Origin of the sequence: Novosphingobium huizhouense (genome assembly GCF_020179475.1) — a bacterium.
Lineage (GTDB): Bacteria > Pseudomonadota > Alphaproteobacteria > Sphingomonadales > Sphingomonadaceae > Novosphingobium > Novosphingobium huizhouense.
In genome coordinates this window covers 275,403-290,353 of sequence record NZ_JAILXZ010000003.1, presented here as the reverse complement: position 1 = coordinate 290,353, position 14,951 = coordinate 275,403, and the positions used below count along the sequence as shown (strand labels likewise).

13 protein-coding genes are annotated in these 14,951 nt (G+C 67.3%); 4 read left to right on the top strand and 9 right to left on the bottom strand.

The annotated features are described in order from the left end of the window. The 5 genes from K3A85_RS13315 to K3A85_RS13295 form a co-directional block, all read right to left on the bottom strand. Positions 1-474, bottom strand: coding sequence for a DUF6998 domain-containing protein (locus K3A85_RS13315; protein ID WP_225207008.1), 474 nt, complete (start codon positions 472-474; stop codon positions 1-3). A gap of 133 nt (positions 475-607) precedes the next feature. Continuing rightward, on the bottom strand, positions 608-2,752 hold the full coding sequence (scpA, locus tag K3A85_RS13310; protein WP_225207007.1) for a methylmalonyl-CoA mutase: 2,145 nt from the start codon (positions 2,750-2,752) through the stop codon (positions 608-610). 127 nt (positions 2,753-2,879) lie between these two features. Next, complete coding sequence (locus K3A85_RS13305; protein WP_225207006.1) at positions 2,880-3,320, bottom strand: VOC family protein; 441 nt, start codon at positions 3,318-3,320, stop codon at positions 2,880-2,882. Positions 3,321-3,468: 148 nt separating this feature from the next. Next, entirely contained in the window at positions 3,469-4,647 is a 1,179-nt protein-coding gene (locus tag K3A85_RS13300) for an acetyl-CoA C-acyltransferase family protein (protein WP_225207005.1), read from the bottom strand. A gap of 90 nt (positions 4,648-4,737) precedes the next feature. After that, positions 4,738-6,264: an acyl-CoA carboxylase subunit beta gene (locus K3A85_RS13295; protein ID WP_225207004.1), complete on the bottom strand. Its 1,527-nt coding sequence runs from the start codon at positions 6,262-6,264 to the stop codon at positions 4,738-4,740. 117 nt (positions 6,265-6,381) lie between these two features. On the opposite strand from K3A85_RS13295, the gene K3A85_RS13290 reads away from it, so the two are divergent. Together K3A85_RS13290 and K3A85_RS13285 are read left to right on the top strand one after the other, a co-directional pair. Beyond that, positions 6,382-7,791, top strand: a complete 1,410-nt coding sequence (locus K3A85_RS13290; protein ID WP_225207003.1) for a helix-turn-helix domain-containing protein — start codon at positions 6,382-6,384, stop codon at positions 7,789-7,791. A 200-nt stretch (positions 7,792-7,991) separates the two neighbouring features. Further along, positions 7,992-8,321: an endonuclease domain-containing protein gene (locus tag K3A85_RS13285; RefSeq protein WP_225207002.1), complete on the top strand. Its 330-nt coding sequence runs from the start codon at positions 7,992-7,994 to the stop codon at positions 8,319-8,321. A 212-nt stretch (positions 8,322-8,533) separates the two neighbouring features. On the opposite strand, the gene sucD is transcribed toward K3A85_RS13285, so the two are convergent. Then, the gene (sucD, locus tag K3A85_RS13280; protein WP_169493746.1) at positions 8,534-9,418 is read right to left on the bottom strand and encodes a succinate--CoA ligase subunit alpha; all 885 of its coding nucleotides are present in this window, start codon (positions 9,416-9,418) and stop codon (positions 8,534-8,536) included. Positions 9,419-9,421: 3 nt separating this feature from the next. Beyond that, positions 9,422-10,621: an ADP-forming succinate--CoA ligase subunit beta gene (gene sucC / locus K3A85_RS13275; protein ID WP_225207001.1), complete on the bottom strand. Its 1,200-nt coding sequence runs from the start codon at positions 10,619-10,621 to the stop codon at positions 9,422-9,424. A 231-nt stretch (positions 10,622-10,852) separates the two neighbouring features. Between sucC and K3A85_RS13270 the strand changes: the two genes are divergently transcribed. Further along, positions 10,853-11,635 (top strand): 3'(2'),5'-bisphosphate nucleotidase CysQ, encoded by a 783-nt coding sequence (locus tag K3A85_RS13270; RefSeq protein ID WP_225207357.1) that lies wholly within the window; start codon positions 10,853-10,855, stop codon positions 11,633-11,635. 3 nt (positions 11,636-11,638) lie between these two features. On the opposite strand, the gene K3A85_RS13265 is transcribed toward K3A85_RS13270, so the two are convergent. Beyond that, positions 11,639-12,634 (bottom strand): aldo/keto reductase, encoded by a 996-nt coding sequence (locus tag K3A85_RS13265; RefSeq protein WP_225207000.1) that lies wholly within the window; start codon positions 12,632-12,634, stop codon positions 11,639-11,641. A 97-nt stretch (positions 12,635-12,731) separates the two neighbouring features. Then, positions 12,732-13,424 (bottom strand): OmpA family protein, encoded by a 693-nt coding sequence (locus K3A85_RS13260; protein ID WP_225206999.1) that lies wholly within the window; start codon positions 13,422-13,424, stop codon positions 12,732-12,734. A gap of 179 nt (positions 13,425-13,603) precedes the next feature. Here K3A85_RS13260 and K3A85_RS13255 point away from each other — a divergent pair, with 179 nt between their 5' ends. Beyond that, positions 13,604-14,923 carry a hemolysin family protein gene (locus tag K3A85_RS13255; RefSeq protein ID WP_225206998.1) on the top strand — a complete coding sequence of 440 codons (1,320 nt, stop codon included), beginning with the start codon at positions 13,604-13,606 and terminating at the stop codon, positions 14,921-14,923. The last annotated feature ends 28 nt before the right edge of the window (positions 14,924-14,951 follow it).

Below are 14,951 nucleotides of genomic sequence, written 5' to 3'. Positions count from 1 at the left end.
TTAACACCTGTCCTGCTGGATCATGGGCAAGCGCTCAAATTCGCTTACGAGTTGATTTAGTCTGCGAAATGCAGGCGCACTGACGCTGCGTTGGCCGACCCAATTCGGAGGCAGCAGTTTTCGAACTGGCTCCTCCGGGCCGTTATAAACCACTTCGCCTAGGCACAGGTCGTAGTCGAAGTGGAAAAACAGGAGGTGGTCCGCATGCGTTTCGACCGGCCGGAATGGTGCACCGCGTTTAGTCCCACTGGCCTTTACCTGAACCGATCGCCCATCTGGTGCGTAACCGTCGATACCTTCGTTGCTACGCCCCGTGAGCCTGAGGCCGAAAAGGTCCGCCGCGACAGCTTCGCCAAGATCGCCGACAAGATTGCCGTCAAGCGTAAAGCGGAGGTCCACATTCTCATAGTGGGCTTTCAACTCGTTGCGAGCAGCAAGCAGCTTCAAGACCGGTTCTGGGAGCGGAAACTTCACAGCTGCACCTCTCTCACCGTCACCCCGGACTTGATCCGGGGTCCCGCTTTTCCTGCACCGCTGCGCAAGGCAGCGGGACCCCGGGTCAGGCCCGGGGTGACGGAAAGGAGGGAGGGGCGGGCGGCGGGCATGCTTACTCCGCCGCTGCCAGTTCTTCGCCCGCAGGCGGCATGTTGTGACCGAGGAGGCGCAGCATGTCGGCTGCGCATTCCACCACGTTCGAGCCGGGGCCGTAGATGCCCTGGACCCCGGCTTCGCGCAGGAAGTCGTAGTCCTGCGGCGGGATCACGCCGCCGGCGACGACCTTGATGTCGGCGCGGCCGGCAGCTTTCAGATGGCCGATCAGCTCGGGGATCAGGGTCTTATGCCCGGCGGCAAGGCTCGAGGCGCCGACCGCGTCGACGTTGTTTTCGAGCGCCAGCTTGGCCGCTTCTTCCGGCGTCTGGAACAGCGGGCCGCTGGTGACGTCGAAGCCCATGTCGCTGAAGGCGCTGGCGATCACGTTGGCGCCGCGGTCGTGGCCGTCCTGGCCCATCTTGGCGACGAGCATGCGAGGGCGGCGGCCCAGTCGGCGGGTGACGGCTTCGACGCCATCCAGCACCTGCTGGTAACGCGAGTCACCTGCATAGGCCGCGCCATAGACGCCCTTGACCGGGGTTGGGAACGTGCCGTGGCGGCCGAACACGATTTCCATCGCGTCGGAGATTTCGCCGAGCGTGGCGCGGTGGCGGGCGGCCTCGACCGCCAGTTCGAGCAGGTTGCCGCCGGTCTTGGCGCCTTCGGTCAGCGCGTTCAGTGCGGCGCGGCACTTCGTCTCGTCACGCGTTTCGCGCACGCGCTTGATCCGGGCGATCTGTGCTTCGCGGACGACGTGGTTGTCGACTTCGAGCGTTTCCAGCTGGTCTTCGTTGGCGAGGCGGTACTTGTTGACGCCGACGATCACGTCTTCGCCGCGGTCGACGCGGGCCTGGCGGCCGGCGGCGGCTTCCTCGATCATCGCCTTGGGCCAGCCCGCCGACACGGCCTTGGCCATGCCGCCTTCGGCTTCGACGCGCTCGATGATCTCCCACGCCTTGTCGACCAGTTCCTGGGTCAGCGCCTCGATGTAGTACGACCCGCCAAGCGGATCGACCACGTTGCACATGCCCGTTTCTTCCTGGATCACGATCTGCGTGTTGCGCGCGATGCGGGCCGAGAAGTCGGTCGGCAGCGCGATCGCTTCGTCGAGCGCGTTGGTGTGGAGCGACTGGGTGCCGCCCAGCATCGCGGCCATCGCCTCGATCGTGGTGCGGATGACGTTGTTGTAGGGGTCCTGCTCCTGCAAGCTGACGCCCGAGGTCTGGCAGTGGGTGCGCAGCATCTTGCTGCGTTCGTCCTTGGCGCCGAGCTTGGTCATCACGCGGTGCCACAGCACGCGCGCGGCGCGCAGCTTGGCGACTTCCATGAAGAAGTTCATGCCGATGGCGAAGAAGAACGACAGGCGCCCGGCGAACTTGTCGATGTCGAGCCCGCTGGCGACGCCGTACTTCACGTATTCCATGCCGTCGGCGATGGTGAAGGCCAGTTCCTGCACCTGCGTCGCGCCGGCTTCCTGCATGTGGTAGCCGGAGATCGAGATCGAGTTGAACTTCGGCATCTCGCGGCTGGTGTAGCCGAAGATGTCCGAGATGATCCGCATGCTGGGTTCGGGCGGGTAGATGTAGGTGTTGCGGACCATGAACTCCTTCAGAATGTCGTTCTGAATGGTTCCGTCGAGCAGCTTGCGGTCGACGCCCTGTTCCTCGCCCGCGACGATGAAGAAGGCGAGGATCGGGATCACCGCGCCGTTCATGGTCATCGAGACCGACATCTGGTCGAGCGGGATGCCGTCGAACAGGATTTTCATGTCCTCGACGCTGTCGATGGCGACGCCCGCCTTGCCCACGTCGCCCACCACGCGCGGGTGGTCGCTGTCATAGCCGCGGTGCGTGGCAAGATCGAAGGCGACCGACAGGCCCTTCTGCCCCGCCGCGAGGTTGCGGCGATAGAATGCGTTCGATTCCTCGGCAGTGGAGAATCCGGCGTACTGGCGGATGGTCCAGGGGCGGCCGGCGTACATCGAGGCGCGCACGCCGCGCGTGAAGGGGGCGAAGCCGGGCAGGCCCGGATCGGCGGTCACGTCCTCGGCCGTGTAGAGCGGCTTGACCACGATCCCTTCCGGGGTCTGCCAGTTGAGGTCCTTGCCCTTCACCTCCTTCGAGGCGGCGGCCTGCCAGTCCTGCAGCGTTTTCTCGCTCATCGCGTCCTCGTTTCCTTACCTCGTCACCCCGGACTTGATCCGGGGTCCCGCTTGTTCTGCGACCCGCATTGCCCCGCCGAAGAAGCGGGACCCCGGGTCAGGCCCGGGGTGACGGGCTTATGCAAGCTCAGTGATGCCCGTCCTTGGGCGTTTCCATGATTTCGGTCAGCTGTCCGCCCATGTCCCTGGGGTGGACGAAGAAGATCAGCGTGCCATGCGCGCCGATGCGGGGGTCGCCCAGCACGCGCTTGCCCTGGGCTTCGAACCAGGCCTTGGCTGCGTGGATATCGGGCACTTCGTAGCAAAGGTGGTGCTGGCCACCGAGCGGGTTGGCGGCGAGCCACTTGCCCACGGCGCTGTCCGGGCTGGTCGGCTGGATCAGTTCGATCTGCGTGCCATTGGTGCCGTTCTCGCCCGGCGTGTTGACGAAGCACACGCGCACCTGCTGGCTTTCCAGCACGAACGGCTCGGTGATGTCGCTCGCACCCATCACGTCGCGATAGAACGCGATCGAGGCGTCGATGTCCGGCGTTGCGACGCCGACGTGGTTCAACCGTCCCAGCTTCATTTCCGTCCTCCCCGGCACGGGGAGGGGGACCGCCGCAGGCGGTGGAGGGGGTGTTCCCCATGCACCGCGCTGGCCCGCAGGCCCCCTCCACCATGCTGCGCATGGTCCCCCTCCCCGCAGCGGGGAGGATGGAGAAAGTTCATGTTCCTCAAACCCGTTCGACCACCATGGCGATGCCCTGGCCGCCGCCGATGCACATCGTGATCAGGCCATAGCGGCCGCCGATGCGCTGCAGTTCGTAGATCGTCTTGACCGTCAGGATCGCGCCGGTGGCGCCGATCGGGTGGCCAAGGCTGATGCCCGAACCGTTGACGTTGGTCTTGGCCGGATCGAAGCCCAGTTCCTTGGCGACGCCGCAGGCCTGCGCGGCGAAGGCTTCGTTCGATTCGATCACGTCGATCTGGTCGAGCGTCAGGCGAGCGCGCTGCAGGGCAACCGGCACCGCCTTGACGGGACCGAGGCCCATGACGTTCGGCTCGACGCCCGCGTGCCCCCAGGCGAGGATCTTCGCCATGGGCTTCAAACCCTTTTCGGAGACCGCCTTGCCGCTCGCCAGCACGAGCGCGCCCGCGCCGTCGTTGAGGCCGGAGGCGTTGCCTGCGGTGACCGTGCCGTCCTTCTTGAACACCGGACGCAGCGAGGCCATCGATTCGAGGCTGGCATCGGCGCGGACATGTTCGTCGGTGTCGAACACGACCGTGCCCTTGCGGGTCTTGATCTCGACGGGGACGATCTGGTCCTTGAAATAGCCGTTGGCGACGGCATTGGCCGCACGCTTGTGGCTTTCGACGGCAAGGGCGTCCTGCTCCTCGCGGCTGATCGACAGACGCTCGGCGACGTTTTCGGCCGTCACGCCCATGTGGATGTTCTCGAACGGATCGTGCAGTGCGCCGAGCATGGCGTCCATCATCACGACGTCGCCCATGCGCTGGCCGTTGCGTGCGGTCAGCGCCATGTGCGGCGCGTTCGACATCGATTCCGCGCCCCCGGCCACGGCGATATCCTGTTCGCCCAGCGCGATGCCTTGCGCCGCCGAAACGATCGCCTGCAGGCCCGAACCGCACAGGCGGTTGACGTTCATCGCCGGCGCCTCGATTGGAATCCCTGCGTTCACCGCGGCGACGCGGCTGACATAGACGTCCTTGGGCTGGCTGGCGACGACCGTGCCGATCACCACGTTCTGCACGTCGGCGGGCGCGATCCCGGCGCGCTCGATCGCGGCCTTGATCGCGATCGTGCCAAGCTCGGCCGGGCGCAGCGAGGCAAGGCTGCCGCCGAACGAGCCGATGGCGGTGCGTGCGCCCGAAACGATGTAGATGTCGGTCATGTCTTGTCCTTCAGAGGCTGGAATGTCCGCGCCCGCATAGGCCCGGACCTTCCAGCCGTCCCCTCGCCCAAGCGAGAGGACGCCCCCGCCTCACAGCGGGATGTTGTCGTGCTTCTTCCAGGGGTTCTCGAGGCTCTTGTTGCGCAGCTTGCGCAGGCCCAGCGCGATGCGGCGGCGGGTCGAATGCGGGTGGATCACCTCGTCGACGAAGCCCTTGCTCGCCGCCACGAACGGGTTGGCGAAGCGATCCTCGTATTCCTTGGTCTTGACCGCCTGTTCTTCGGTCGAAAGGCCGCGGAAGATGATCTCGACCGCGCCCTTGGCGCCCATCACCGCGATTTCGGCGGTGGGCCAGGCGTAGTTGAGGTCGCCGCGCAGGTGCTTCGAGGCCATGACGTCGTAGGCGCCGCCATAGGCCTTGCGGGTGATCACGGTGATCTTCGGCACGGTCGCTTCGGCATAGGCAAACAGCAGCTTGGCGCCGTGCTTGATGATGCCGTTATGCTCCTGCGCGGTGCCCGGCAGGAAGCCCGGCACGTCGACGAAGGTCAGGATCGGGATCTCGAACGCATCGCAGAAGCGCACGAACCGCGCCGCCTTCTTCGAGCTGTTGATGTCGAGCACGCCAGCCAGCACCATTGGCTGGTTGGCGACGACGCCCACGGTCTTGCCTTCGATGCGGCCGAAACCGCAGATGATGTTGCCGGCGTGCTTGGGCTGGATCTCGAAGAATTCGCCCTCGTCGAGCGTCTTCCGGATCACCTCGTGCATGTCGTAGGGCTGGTTGGCGGATGCCGGGATGATCGTGTCGAGGCTGGGCTCGAGCCGGTCGTGCGGGTCCGAGGTCGGGCGCTCGGGCACGCCGCTGCGGTTCGACTGCGGCAGGTAGTCGAAGAAATCGCGCACCTGCAGCAGCGCTTCGATGTCGTTCTCGCAGGCGAGGTCGGCGACCGAGGTCTTGGTGGTGTGGGTGACCGCGCCGCCCAGCTCTTCCTGGGTCACGATCTCGTTGGTCACCGTCTTGACCACGTCGGGGCCGGTGACGAACATGTAGCTGCTGTCCTTCACCATGAAGATGAAGTCGGTCATCGCGGGGCTGTAGACCGCACCGCCCGCGCATGGGCCCATGATCAGGCTGATCTGCGGGACCACTCCGCTCGCGTTGACGTTGCGCTGGAAGATTTCGGCATAGCCGCCGAGCGAGGCCACGCCTTCCTGGATGCGCGCACCGCCCGAATCGTTGAGGCCGATCACCGGGGCGCCGACCTTCATCGCCATGTCCATGATCTTGCAGATCTTCATCGCGTGGCGTTCGGACACCGCGCCGCCGAACACGGTGAAGTCCTGGCTGAACACGAAGACGAGGCGGCCGTTGATCGTGCCCGAGCCGGTAACGACGCCGTCGCCCGGGATCACCGTGTCGGGCATGCCGAAATCGACGCAGTTGTGTTCGACGTAGGCGTCCACTTCCTCGAAGCTGCCTTCGTCGAGCAGCACTTCAAGGCGTTCGCGCGCGGTCAGCTTGCCCTTGGCGTGCTGGGCATCGATGCGCTTCTGACCGCCACCCATGCGGGCGGCTTCGCGGCGCTTTTCCATCTCGGCAATGTTCGCGGACATGTGATCCTCTGCCCTTCAAATCTCGAAAGTGCGCGCCGGACTGGCCGATTTGGTTCCCGCTGTCCAATGTAATGCTGCAAAGTTGCAAAGCGCGACTTTGCAAACTAGCGTCGGACCATGGCGGACAAGCGGATCTTTGCGGGCGAACCCTTACGCTCGCTTCGGCAAAGGCGAGGGCTGCGGCAGGCCGAAATGGCGGCCACGCTGGGGATCAGCGCGAGCTACCTCTCGCAGCTCGAAAACGACGAGCGGCACCTGACGCCGGCGCTCGCCGATGCGCTGGCCCGCGCCTTCCCGATCGACTGGGCGGACCTTGCCCCCGCCGATGCCGATGCGATTGCCGAAACCTTGCGCAGCGCGCTCGCCGATCCGCAGCTTTCGACGCAGGTGCCGGGCGAACAGGCCGAGCGGCTGGCGCGCCAGTTTCCGGCCTTCGCCCAGGCCTTCGTCGAACTGCACGGCCTGCACGCGCGCAGCCGCCAGCGGCTCGAGATGATGGACGAGACCATCGGCGCGAGCCTTGCGGCGGGCGGTCGCCTGCCGTGGGAGGAAGTGCGCGACTGGTTCCACCTCGCCAACAACTACGTCGACCGGATCGACCGCGATGCCGAACGGCTGGCGTACGAGATCGCGGGCGACGAAGCGTCCCCGCGCGTGCGCACGATGCAGCAGTGGCTGCGGCAGGCGGGCGTGGGCGTCGAATGGAAGAGCGGCGGCCCGATGCGCCGCTTCGACGAGGCGGCGCGGGCGATCCAGCTCGACAGCAACCAGCCGCTCGAATCCGGGCGCTTCCAGCTCGCCTACCAGGTCGCCGCGCTGGCGCTGTCGGACCAGATCGCGGCCATCGTCGCCGAAGCGCCGTTGCGGACGGAAGCGGCGCGGCACCTGCTGACGGTGGGCCTCGGCAACTATGCCGCGGGCGCGCTGCTGATGCCCTATGAGCGGTTCCGCAGCGCCGCGCGCACGCTTCGGCACGACGTCGACCGCCTGCGCCAGTTGTTCCACGTCAGCTTCGAACAGTGTTGCCACCGCCTGTCCACCCTGCAACGCCCGCAGGCGCGCGGCATTCCGGTGTTCTTCGCCCGCGTCGACATGGCCGGCAACATCACCAAGCGTCATTCGGCCACGCGGCTGCAGTTCGGCCGCTTCGGCGGGGCCTGCCCGCTGTGGATCGTGCACGAAGCGGTGGCGATCCCCGACCGCATCCACGTGCAGCTTGCCGAAATGCCCGACGGCATCCGCTATGTCTCGATCGCCAAGGGGCTGGTGAAGCCCAGCGGCAGCTTCTACCGCCCGCCGCGCCGCTACGCCGTGGTGCTGGGCTGCGAAGCGGCGCTGGCAGACGAGTTCATCTATGCCGACGGCCTCAACTTGCGCAGCGAAGACGCCGTCACCCGGATCGGCATATCCTGCCGCATCTGCCCTCGCGACGCCTGCGACCAGCGCGCCTTTCCGCCCAGCGACCGGGGCATCGCGGTCGACCCCAGCCAGCGCGATCTCGTACCGTACCGGGTGGTGGAGGGGTAGATTAACCCTCAGTCGACGCTCGCTCGCCAAAGCGGAAGCAGTTTCACTCGCCTGAACCGACGCGTGAGAACATCCTCCCCTGAAGGGGAGGGGGACCGCCGCAGGCGGTGGAGGGGTAAATCCATACGCGGCATCTGCGCCGTTACCCATCCACCACCCTTCGGGCGGTCCCCCTTCCCTTCCAGGGAAGGATGCGTGCGATGCTCCACGGACCGAAGCCGACTCAGCGGCGGGCAGCGCACCTGCGGCAGGCCATGTCGCTTCCCGAAGTGCTGCTGTGGCGAAAACTCCGGCTTCGTCCGCAAGGCCTCAAATTCCGGCGTCAGCATCCGGCCGGGCGCTATGTGCTCGACTTCTTCTGCGCCGAAGCGAAGCTGGCGGTCGAGGTCGATGGCCATGTGCACGACACTGGTAGCAATCCCGAGCGCGACCGGCAGCGAACGCTATGGCTGGAACATCAGGGCATCCGCCTGCTGCGGGTCGCGGCGACGCGGGTTCTGAAGGACCCGACCGGACAGCCGAAGCGATAGCGAAGTACGCGCTCCACGGCTGGCCAGACCATCCTCCCCTGCAAGGGGAGGGGGACCACCCGCAGGGTGGTGGAGGGGTATAGTCGTTGCGCCCCGCCGCTAACACTCCGTCAGCCTGCGGCTGCCACCTCCCCTGTCAGGGGAGGATGACATAGAAAAAGGCCGGAAGGTTTCCCCTCCGGCCTCTTTTCTTGTCGCAAGGTGCGAGGGGATCAGCCCTTCAGCACTTCGGCCAGCGTTTCGCCGAGCAGGCTCGGCGAGGGGCTGACGCGGATGCCGGCGGCTTCCATCGCGGCGATCTTGCTTTCGGCATCGCCCTTGCCTCCCGACACGATCGCGCCGGCGTGGCCCATGCGGCGTCCCGGAGGGGCCGAGCGGCCCGCGATGAAGCCGGCCATCGGCTTCTTGCGGCCCTTCTTGGCCTCGTCGATCAGGAACTGCGCGGCCTGTTCTTCGGCATCGCCACCGATTTCGCCGATCATGATGATCGACTTGGTGTCTTCGTCGGCCAGGAACAGTTCGAGCACGTCGATGAAGTTGGTGCCGTTGACCGGGTCGCCGCCGATGCCGACCGCCGTCGTCTGGCCAAGGCCGATGTTCGAGGTCTGGAACACCGCTTCATAGGTGAGCGTGCCCGAGCGCGAGACGACGCCGACCGAGCCCTTCTTGAAGATGCTGCCCGGCATGATGCCGATCTTGCATTCGTTCGGGGTCAGCACGCCGGGGCAGTTCGGGCCGATCAGGCGCGACTTGCTGCCCGAAAGGGCGCGCTTCACGCGCACCATGTCGAGCACCGGGATGCCTTCGGTGATGCACACGATCAGTTCCATCTGCGCATCGATCGCTTCGAGGATCGCGTCGGCGGCACCCGGAGGCGGCACGTAGATGCACGAAGCGGTGGCGCCGGTGGCGGCCTTCGCTTCGGCGACGGTGTCATACTGCGGCAGGCCGATGTGGCTGGTGCCGCCCTTGCCGGGGGTCACGCCTGCGACCATCTGCGTGCCGTAGTCGAGCGCGGCCTGGGTGTGGAACGCGCCGGTCTTGCCGGTCATCCCCTGGGTGATGACCTTGGTGTTCTTGTTGACGAGAATCGACATGGTTCAGGAAACCTTCCGGACTTCGGCCACGATCTTCTGGGCGGCATCGCCGAGGTCGTTGGCGGGAACGATTGCGAGACCCGAGTTGGCAAGGATGTCCTTGCCCTGCTGCACGTTGGTGCCTTCGAGACGGACGACGAGCGGAACCTGAAGGTTCACTTCCTTCGCCGCGGCGACGATGCCGTCGGCGATGATGTCGCACTTCATGATGCCGCCGAAGATGTTGACGAGGATGCCCTTCACCGCGGGATCGCGGAGAATGATCTTGAACGCCGCGGTCACCTTCTCGGTGGTGGCGCCGCCGCCCACGTCGAGGAAGTTGGCGGGGAATTCACCGTTCAGCTTGATGATGTCCATCGTCGCCATGGCAAGGCCGGCGCCGTTCACCATGCAGCCGATGTTGCCGTCGAGCTTGATGTAGGCGAGGTCGTACTTGCTCGCCTCGATCTCGGCCGGGTCTTCCTCGGTCTCGTCGCGCAGCGCGACGACGTCGGGGTGACGGTAGAGCGCGTTCGAATCGAAGCTCATCTTGGTGTCGAGGACGAGCAGGTTGCCGTCCTTGGTTTCGACGAGCGGGTTGATTTCGAGCATGTCGCAATCCAGCGCGTTGAACGCGGTGAACAGCTGCTTGGCGATCGTCGCGGCCTGCTTGGCAAGGTCGCCCGACAGCTTGAGCGCGGCGGCGACGGCGCGGCCGTGGTGGGGCATGAAGCCCTGCGCCGGGTCGATCACGATGGTGGCGATCTTTTCAGGGGTCGAGTGCGCGACTTCCTCGATGTCCATGCCGCCTTCGGTCGACACGATCATCGCGACGCGGCCGGTGGCGCGGTCGACGACCATCGAGAGGTAGTATTCGCGTGCGATGTCGACGCCGTCGGTCACGTAGAGGCGGTTGACCTGCTTGCCCGCTTCGCCGGTCTGCACGGTGACGAGCGTGTTGCCGAGCATTTCCTTGGCGAAGTCTTCGACTTCCTCGACCGACTTGGCGAGGCGCACGCCGCCCTTGGCGTCGGGACCGAGTTCCTTGAACTTGCCCTTGCCGCGGCCGCCGGCGTGGATCTGGGCCTTGACCACATAGAGCGGCCCCGGAAGCTGCTTTGCCGCAGCCACCGCTTCTTCGACCGTCAGCGCAGGAATGCCTGCGGGAATGCCGACGCCGAACTTGGCGAGCAGTTCCTTGGCCTGATATTCGTGGACGTTCATGCGAAGTTCCCCGCTTGGAAAAGTGTGGGAGGAAAGGGCTAGCGGGCCCATGAGTCCCGCCGCCTTAAGCACACGGTTCCCACCTTGAAAAGGGGCCTAATCGCCCGACTAAGGGAAAGGGCAGGCGCTTTGACGACAGGCTGCGCATACGAATGAGCCGATCGGCGCGCGGGGGCGGGCGTGCGGGCGGCGCTTGCGCGCGGACCGGGCTTGGCGCATCGCAGCGGGGCGATGCTCGACTACGCGGCTCTCGAACGGATCGTCCACCAGGCCGGCGCCATGGCGCTGGCGCACTGGCCCGGGCACGGCCACGCGCCGCAGGTCTGGGAGAAGCTGCCGGGCAACCCGGTGAGCGAGGCCGACATCGCCGTCGACAGCTTCTTGAAGCGCGAACTGGGCGCGCTGCTGCCCTCGGCCGGCTGGCTCTCGGAAGAGACGGTCGACCATCCCGAACGGCTCGAACGCGGCCTGTGCTGGCTGGTCGACCCGATCGACGGCACCCGCGACTTCATCCGCGGCCGCCCCGGCTGGTGCGTCTCGGTCGCGCTGGTCAGCGCCGGGCGCCCGCTGATCGGCCTGCTCAGCGCGCCCGCGCGGGCCGAGTTCTGGAGCGCCACGGCAGGGCAGGGCGCGCGCCGCAACGGCGCCGCGCTCGCCGCGAGCACGCGCGCTGCGCTGCCCGGCGCGCGTGTCCCCGCCGATGCGCTGGCCAAGGCAGACCGCGACCTCGTCCTTGTCGACAAGCCCAATTCGATCGCGCTGCGCATCGCCATGGTCGCGGCCGACGAGGCCGACCTCCTCGCCACGCTGCGCTGGGGCTTCGAATGGGACATCGCCGCCGCGACGCTGATCGCGCGCGAGGCGGGCGCGGCGGTGACCGACGCATTCGGCGCCCCGCTCGACTACAACAAGCGCGACCCCCGCGCCTTCGGCCTGCTCGTCACCGCCCCCGCGATCCACGCGGCGGCGGTGGACCGGCTGGCCGAGCGCGCGGCGCGCCTGGTCAAGGAATAGGCTTCAGGCGAAGTCCTCGGTGTCGATCGTTGCCTGCATCGCGTCCGAATAGCGGTGGCCGGCAACGGTCTGCTGGTTGACCAGCGCGTCGACCTCGGCCGCCACGTCTGCCGGGATCGCCCAGTCCCGGCGCGCGATGTTTTCCTCGAGGTGCGCGATCTTCGCGGTGCCGGGGATCGCCACGACGTGCTCGCCGCGCGACAGCACCCAGGCGAGCGAAAGCTGCGCCGCGGTGACGCCCGCGCGCGCCGCGATCTTCGCGAAGCCCTGCAGCAGCCTGCGGTTGGCCTCCCAGTTCGCGCCCTGGAAACGCGGCATGGCGCGGCGGATGTCCTTCTCCTCGAGCCCGTCGGGCTCGGGCAGCACGTCGGTCAGCGCGCCGCGGCCGACGGGCGAGAAGGCGACGAACGTGGTCCCGGCCTCGGCGCAGGCTTCCAGCACCGCGATCTCGGCCTGGCGGGTCCACGGGGAATACTCGGTCTGCATTGCTGCGATCGGGTGCACCACGCTTGCCCGGCGCAAGGTATCGGCCGACATCTCGGACAGGCCGATCGCGCCGATCTTGCCCTCCTCGACGAGCCGCGCCATTTCGCCCACCGAGTCCTCGATCGGCACGGCGAAGTCGCGCCGGTGCATGTAGTAGAGGTCGATGTGGTCGGTGCGCAGCAGGCGCAGCGATGTCTCGAGCTCGCTGCGGATCGTAGCGGGCGCGCAGTCGATCCCGCGCTTCTCGCCGCTGGCGACGATGCCCATCTTCGAGGCAAGGAACACCTTGTCGCGGCGTCCCTCGAGCGCCTGGCCGACCAGCGTCTCGTTGTGGCCGAGGCCATAGAGGCGCGCGGTGTCGAAGTGGTCGTAGCCGAGGTCGATCGCGCGGTGGAGCAGCGCGATCCCTTCGGCGTCGGACGGCCTGCCGCCATAGGCCCAGCTCAGCGACATGCAGCCGAGGCCGATCGGGTTGACGGGGCGGCCGGCGATGGGGCGGGTTTCGATCGACATGGGCGGCGTTCTCCTTCGCCCGCGCCGATGCCAGCCGGGCGACCCGAAGGTCAACCCGGCTGGAGCAAGGGGTGCTAGTGCCTCGCGGTGCGCCGGATCACTGGCCGGCGCGGGCGCGCGCGACGTCGTCCTGGCTGATCGGCACGATCTTGATCTCGACGCGGCGGTTGGCCGAGCGGCCGTCGACCGTGTCGTTCGAGGCGACCGGCTGGGTCTCGCCGAAGCCCTGGCTGCGGATGCGCGAGGCGGCGACGCCGCGGCTCGACAGGTACGAGGCGACGGCCTGGGCGCGGCGCTCCGAGAGCTGCTGGTTATAGGCGTCCGACCCGGTCGAGTCGGTGTGGCCGTAGACGTCGATCAGCGAGTTGGGGTACTCGTTCAGCGACTGGGCGACGCGGTCGAGCGTATCGCGGAAGGTCGGCTTGATCGCGGTGCTGTCGGTGTCGAACGTCACGCCGTTGGGCAGGTTGACGAGGATGGCGGTGCCGTTGTCGGTCGGCGTCACGTCGACGCCCGAACCCGCGGTCTGCTCGCGCAGCTGCTTGATCTGCTTGTCCATGTTGTAGCCGACCGCGGCGCCCGCGACGCCGCCGATGCCGGCGCCGAGGATGCGGCCGGTCTTGCCGCCGATGAGCCCGCCGAGCAGCGCGCCGCCGAGCGCACCGCCGAGGCCGCCGATCGCGGTGCGCGAAACCTTGCGCTCGCCGGTGTTGGGATCGGTGACGCAGGCCGAGAGACTGACCAGCGAGACCGCGCACAGGCTCGAGACGAATACCCGACGAAACTTCATTTCTCTTCCCCTTCGAAATAGTCGCGTCCGGTGCAATCGTACCCTGACCGGCTGCGGAACCCAAGCATTACGCCGCGGTGCGCTGAACGGTTCCCGAACGCAGCAGCGTCCGCTTCGACTTGCGCCTGGTGCAACAGAGGCCTTCGCGTGCCGATCCGAATCTGCTAGTCGCCTCGATCGTGACACCGTTTCCCTGGCCAGACGCCTTCATCATCGTTGGCCTCGTCGTGCTCAACGGCCTGTTTTCCATGTCGGAACTGGCGATCGTCTCGGCACGCCCCGCGCGGCTCAAGGTGCTCGCCGACAACGGCAGCGGGGGCGCGCGCACCGCGCTCGCGCTGGCATCCGATCCGGGCAAGTTTCTCTCCACGGTGCAGATCGGCATCACCCTCGTCGGCATCGTCGCGGGCGCCTATTCGGGCTCGAGCCTCGGCGGGCCGGTGGCCGAACGGCTCGCCGCACTCGGCGTGCCCGCGCGCTATGCCGGCAACGCGGGGTTCGTCCTGGTGATCGCCGTCACCACTTACCTCAGCCTCGTCGTCGGCGAACTGGTGCCCAAGCAGCTCGCGCTCAAGGCGGCCGAGCCGATCGCGGTGGTCGCGGCGCGGCCGATGGTGGTGATGGCGAAAGTCACGGCGCCGTTCGTCTGGGCGCTCGACCGCTCCTCGGGCCTGATCATCCGCCTGCTCGGCCTCACGCGTGGCAGCGAGCAGGAAGTCACGGCCGAGGAACTGCAGATGATCTTCGCCGAGGCGACCCGCTCGGGCGTCATCGAGGAAGACGAGCGCGCGCTGATGACCAGCGTGATGCGACTGGCCGAACGCCCGGTGCGCGAGGTGATGACCCCGCGCACCCAGCTCCACTGGATCGCCCGCGACGCGCCCGAGGCGGACTTGCGCGAGGCGATCGAGGACAGCCCGCATTCGCTGCTGCTGGTCGGCGACGGTTCGGTCGACACCATCGTCGGCGTGGTCAAGGTGCGCGACGTGCTCGCGCTGCTGCTGCGCGAGGGCCGCGTCGACCTCGCCGCGCAGATGCGGAAGCCGGCGATCGTGCCCGACCAGCTCGACACGATGGACGCCTTGCGCGTGATCCAGCAGGCCGAGGTGGCGCTGGCGCTGGTCCACGACGAATACGGCCACCTCGAAGGGATCGTCACGCCCGCCGACCTGCTCGCCGCGATCGCCGGCAACTTCGTCGCGCACGGCGACGAAGGCGACGAGCCGATGGTCACCGTGCGCGAGGACGGCTCGCTGCTGCTGTCGGGCGCGCTGCCCGCCGACGCGATGGCCGACCGGCTCGATCTCGAGCTGCCCGAGGACCGCGACTACGCCACCGCCGCCGGGTTCGTGCTCTCGGTGCTCAAGCGCCTGCCGGGCGAGGGCGACCACTTCCACGACCAGGGCTGGCGCTTCGAGGTGGTCGACATGGACGGCCGCAAGATCGACAAGCTGCTGGTCGAGCGCGAGGCCCCCGAGGAAGCGGGCGCCGACGGGTAGGGCAGCCCACAAAAAACCCCGCGGATCG

Bases quoted from the DNA above. Each gene is read 5' to 3' on its own strand.
- scpA (WP_225207007.1), bottom strand. From the start codon at position 2,752: ATGAGCGAGAAAACGCTGCAGGACTGGCAGGCCGCCGCCTCGAAGGAG.
- K3A85_RS13305 (WP_225207006.1), bottom strand. From the start codon at position 3,320: ATGAAGCTGGGACGGTTGAACCACGTCGGCGTCGCAACGCCGGACATC.
- K3A85_RS13300 (WP_225207005.1), bottom strand. From the start codon at position 4,647: ATGACCGACATCTACATCGTTTCGGGCGCACGCACCGCCATCGGCTCG.
- K3A85_RS13295 (WP_225207004.1), bottom strand. From the start codon at position 6,264: ATGTCCGCGAACATTGCCGAGATGGAAAAGCGCCGCGAAGCCGCCCGC.
- K3A85_RS13290 (WP_225207003.1), top strand. From the start codon at position 6,382: ATGGCGGACAAGCGGATCTTTGCGGGCGAACCCTTACGCTCGCTTCGG.
- K3A85_RS13285 (WP_225207002.1), top strand. From the start codon at position 7,992: ATGCTCCACGGACCGAAGCCGACTCAGCGGCGGGCAGCGCACCTGCGG.
- sucD (WP_169493746.1), bottom strand. From the start codon at position 9,418: ATGTCGATTCTCGTCAACAAGAACACCAAGGTCATCACCCAGGGGATG.
- sucC (WP_225207001.1), bottom strand. From the start codon at position 10,621: ATGAACGTCCACGAATATCAGGCCAAGGAACTGCTCGCCAAGTTCGGC.
- K3A85_RS13270 (WP_225207357.1), top strand. From the start codon at position 10,853: ATGCTCGACTACGCGGCTCTCGAACGGATCGTCCACCAGGCCGGCGCC.
- K3A85_RS13265 (WP_225207000.1), bottom strand. From the start codon at position 12,634: ATGTCGATCGAAACCCGCCCCATCGCCGGCCGCCCCGTCAACCCGATC.
- K3A85_RS13260 (WP_225206999.1), bottom strand. From the start codon at position 13,424: ATGAAGTTTCGTCGGGTATTCGTCTCGAGCCTGTGCGCGGTCTCGCTG.